The organism is Amycolatopsis sp. SID8362 (genome assembly GCF_010550475.1).
In the GTDB taxonomy this organism is placed as follows: Bacteria; Actinomycetota; Actinomycetes; order Mycobacteriales; family Pseudonocardiaceae; genus Amycolatopsis; species Amycolatopsis eburnea.
Genome location: NZ_JAAGNB010001478.1, coordinates 1 through 3,960, shown reverse-complemented (window position 1 = coordinate 3,960; position 3,960 = coordinate 1). Strand labels below are relative to the sequence as shown.

The 3,960-nt window shown below is 69.4% G+C and carries 3 protein-coding genes and 1 pseudogene; 3 read left to right on the top strand and 1 reads right to left on the bottom strand.

Going from position 1 to position 3,960, the window contains the following annotated elements; genetic code table 11:
• The 3 genes from G3I65_RS45545 to G3I65_RS45535 all read left to right on the top strand — a co-directional run.
• The coding region (locus tag G3I65_RS45545) for an enoyl-CoA hydratase-related protein (protein ID WP_239071844.1) at positions 1–427 on the top strand (427 nt) is incomplete at its 5' end.
• Positions 428–689: 262 nt separating this feature from the next.
• A complete protein-coding gene (locus G3I65_RS45540; protein WP_160701614.1) occupies positions 690–2,615 on the top strand; it encodes a 2-oxoacid:acceptor oxidoreductase subunit alpha in 1,926 nt (641 codons plus the stop codon).
• Positions 2,612–3,676, top strand: coding sequence for a 2-oxoacid:ferredoxin oxidoreductase subunit beta (locus G3I65_RS45535; protein ID WP_160701613.1), 1,065 nt, complete (start codon positions 2,612–2,614; stop codon positions 3,674–3,676). The genes G3I65_RS45540 and G3I65_RS45535 overlap by 4 nt, the downstream gene beginning before the upstream one ends.
• Positions 3,677–3,743: 67 nt before the next feature.
• Here the strand turns inward: G3I65_RS45535 and G3I65_RS45530 are convergent.
• A pseudogene (locus tag G3I65_RS45530) lies at positions 3,744–3,960 on the bottom strand (hypothetical protein); the annotation flags it as partial.

The following is a 3,960-nucleotide window of genomic DNA, read 5'->3' as shown; positions in this document are numbered from 1 at the left end:
GCTCGCCGCCGATGTGCGGCTCGCCGGGCCGCGGGCGAAGTTCGTCGCCCGGTTCCTCGAGCTCGGGCTGCACCCGGGCGGTGGCATGACCTGGATGACGCAGCGCATCGCCGGGCCGCAGCAGGCCGCCGCGATGACGTTGTTCGGGCAGCCGCTCGACGCCGAAGCCGCGGTACGCGCCGGGCTGGCGCTGCGGGTCGTCGAGGGCGACCTCCTCGACGCGGCCCGTGAGCTCGCCGCCCCGGCGGTCGCCGCTCCGCGTGAAGCCCTCATCGCCACCAAGCACAGCCTCCGGACGACCGGGGCGCTGGCCGCCCACGCGGACGCCGTCGACGTCGAGATCGAGCCGCAGCTGGCTTCGCTGGCCTCCCCGGAGTTCGCCGAGCGGGTCGAGGCGATGCGGGCGCGGATCCGGTCCCGCTCCTGAATCCCACCAGGTGGACATCGGGCCGCGAGACGCGCATCACAACGGACCCCCTAAGTTAACCGTTACCATCGGTTACAGGTATTTGTCGGACCAGCACAGAGGACCGACAGGGCATAACAGAGGTCGCCAACGACCCCGGACGCGCGGAAACATGGGCGCCGGGCGCGAGCTAACCTCGTGGTAGTGCCTGGTGATCCGCCTGCCGCGACACCAGGCGGGCGATCGACGGCCGCAACGTCGGGAGAGAGGGATTCCCTGACTCATGAGCACGAGTGCGAACGGCAACGGCGCTGGTCACGGCTCGCTCGCCGCGACCAGGACGACCGAGGTCAGCAAGCTCGACCGGGTGGTCATCCGGTTCGCGGGCGACTCCGGTGACGGTATGCAGCTGACCGGTGACCGCTTCACTTCCGAAGCCGCCGCCTTCGGCAACGACCTGTCGACGATGCCGAACTTCCCCGCCGAGATCCGCGCGCCGCAGGGCACCATCCCCGGCGTCTCGTCGTTCCAGGTGCACTTCGCCGACTACGACATCCTCACCCCCGGCGACCGCCCGGACGTACTCGTGGCGATGAACCCGGCCGCGCTGAAGGCGAACCTGGGCGACGTCCCGCAGGGCGGGACGATCATCGTCAACACCGACGACTTCATCAAACGCAACCTGGTCAAGGTCGGCTACGCCACCGACCCCCTCGACGACGACACCCTCGAGAGCTACCAGGTCCACCGGGTCGCCATGTCGACCCTGACCCAGGGCGCGCTCGCGGACACCGGCCTCGGCAAGAAGGACGCCGAGCGCTGCAAGAACATGTTCGCGCTCGGTCTGCTGTCCTGGATGTACCACCGGCCCACCGAAGGCACCGAGCGGTTCCTGCGCGAGAAGTTCGCGAAGAAGCCGGACATCGCCGAGGCGAACATCCTCGCCTTCCGCGCGGGCTGGAACTACGGCGAAACCACCGAATCGTTCGCCACCACCTTCGAGGTCGCCCCGGCGAAGCTGGCGCAGGGCACCTACCGGCAGATCACCGGCAACACCGCGCTGGCCTACGGGATCGTCGCCGCCGGACAGCGCTCCGGCCTGCAGATCCTGCTCGGCACTTACCCGATCACGCCGGCGTCGGACATCCTCCACGAGCTGTCCAAGCACAAGAACTTCGGCATCATCACCTTCCAGGCCGAAGACGAGATCGCCGGCATCGGCGCCGCACTCGGCGCCTCCTACGGCGGCGCGCTCGGCGTCACCTCGACGTCGGGCCCGGGTGTCGCGCTGAAGTCCGAAGCCGTCGGCCTCGGCGTGATGGTCGAGCTGCCGCTGGTCGTCATCGACGTCCAGCGCGGGGGCCCGTCGACCGGCCTGCCGACCAAGACCGAGCAGGCCGACCTGCTGCAGGCGATGTTCGGCCGCAACGGCGAGTCGCCGGTCCCGATCGTCGCGCCGCTGTCGCCGGCGGACTGCTTCGACGCGGCCATCGAAGCCACCCGGATCGCGCTGAAGTACCGCACGCCGGTGCTGCTGCTCTCCGACGGCGCGATCGCGAACGGCTCCGAGCCGTGGCTGATCCCGGACGTCGAGACGCTGCCCGACCTGCGCGTCGAATTCGCGTCCGAGCCCAACGCGGACAACGACTCCGGCGAGTTCTGGCCGTACGTCCGCGATCCCGAGACCCTCGCCCGCGCCTGGGCGATCCCGGGCACGCCGGGTCTACAGCACCGCATCGGCGGGCTGGAGAAGGCCGACAAGACCGGCCACATCTCCTACGACCCGGACAACCACGACAAGATGGTCCGGCTGCGGCAGGCGAAGATCGACGGCATCGACGTCCCCGACCTCGTCGTCGACGACCCGAGCGGCGGCAAGGCCCGCGTGCTCGCGCTCGGCTGGGGTTCGTCGTTCGGCCCGATCGGCGCGGCCTGCCGGCGCGTGCGCAAGCTCGGCATGCCGATCGCGCAGGCGCACCTGCGGCACCTCAACCCGCTGCCCGCCAACCTCGGCGACATCCTGCGCAGCTACGACAAGGTCGTGGTGCCGGAGATGAACCTGGGCCAGCTGTCCCTGCTGCTGCGGGCGAAGTACCTGGTGGACGTCCACTCGCACACCAAGGTCGCCGGGATGGCGTTCAAGGCCGAAGAGCTGCAGAACCTGTTCTCGGAGATCATCACCGGCGTTACTACGGAGGCGGCGAAATGACCGCAATCGACATCGGGCTTCCCACCATCGGTGGCCTGGACCTCGTGCCCACCACCGACGAGCCGCAGAAGGCCAAGGACTACAAGTCCGACCAGGAAGTCCGCTGGTGCCCCGGCTGCGGCGACTACGTCGTGCTCAACGCGGTCCAGTCGTTCCTGCCGACGCTGGGGCTCAAGCGCGAGAACATCGTGTTCATCTCGGGCATCGGGTGCTCGTCGCGGTTCCCGTACTACCTCAACACCTACGGCATGCACTCGATCCACGGCCGCGCGCCGTCGATCGCGACCGGCCTGGCCACCACGCGGCCGGACCTGTCGGTGTGGGTGGTCACCGGTGACGGTGACGCGTTGTCCATCGGTGGCAACCACCTGATCCACGCGTTGCGCCGCAACGTGAACATCAAGATCCTGCTGTTCAACAACCGGATCTACGGGCTGACCAAGGGCCAGTACTCCCCGACGTCGGGCCAGGGCATGGTCACGAAGTCGACGCCGATGGGCTCGGTGGACACGCCGTTCAACCCGCTCTCGCTGGCGATCGGCGCGGAGGCGTCGTTCGTGGGCCGGGCGATGGATTCCGACCGCAAGGGCCTGACCGAGGTGCTGCAGGCCGCGGCGGAGCATCGCGGGTCGGCGCTGGTGGAGATCTACCAGAACTGCCCGATCTTCAACGACGGCGCGTTCGACGTCCTCAAGGACGCCGACGAGGCCGCCACCCGGCTGATCCCGCTGCGCGCGGGCGAGCCGATCCGCTTCGGCCCGAACCAGGAATTCGGCGTCAAGCGCGGTGACTGGGGCGGGCTGGACGTGGCGAAGGTCGCCGACATCGGCGAAGACAACATCGTGGTGCACGACCCGTCGATCGTCGACACGTCGTATGCGTTCGCGTTGTCGCGGCTGGGTGATCAGAGCCTCAACCACGTCCCGACGGGCATCCTGCGCCAGGTCGAGCGCCCGACCTACGACGACGGCGCGCGCGCCCAGGTCGAGCAGGCCCGCGCGGCTCGCACGCCGGACCTGCAGGGCCTCCTGCGCGGCAAGGACACCTGGACCGTCGCTTAGTCAAAAGCCGTGAAGGCCTCCTTACCGGCTTTTTTGCCCGGTAAGGAGGCCTTCACGGCTATACGGCTCAGGTGAGCGGGCGGAACCCGACGCGCTCGGCGTCCTCGGCGGTCCGGAACCAGACCTCGGCGACCATCTTCGGGAACTGCGCGGATTCCTCGGTGCAGTACCGCAAGGCCGTGACGCTCGCCTTCACCGCGAAGCTGTCGCTGGGCGCCCCGCCACCGGGCCGGGGCATCGCGGAGCCGGGGCCGAACGGGCCGGGCGGGACCGCGTCCCCCGCC

What these genes read in the sequence shown, in the direction of transcription:
- G3I65_RS45535 (WP_160701613.1), top strand. Translation starts at nt 2,612, where the DNA reads ATGACCGCAATCGACATCGGGCTTCCCACCATCGGTGGCCTGGACCTC.
- G3I65_RS45540 (WP_160701614.1), top strand. Translation starts at nt 690, where the DNA reads ATGAGCACGAGTGCGAACGGCAACGGCGCTGGTCACGGCTCGCTCGCC.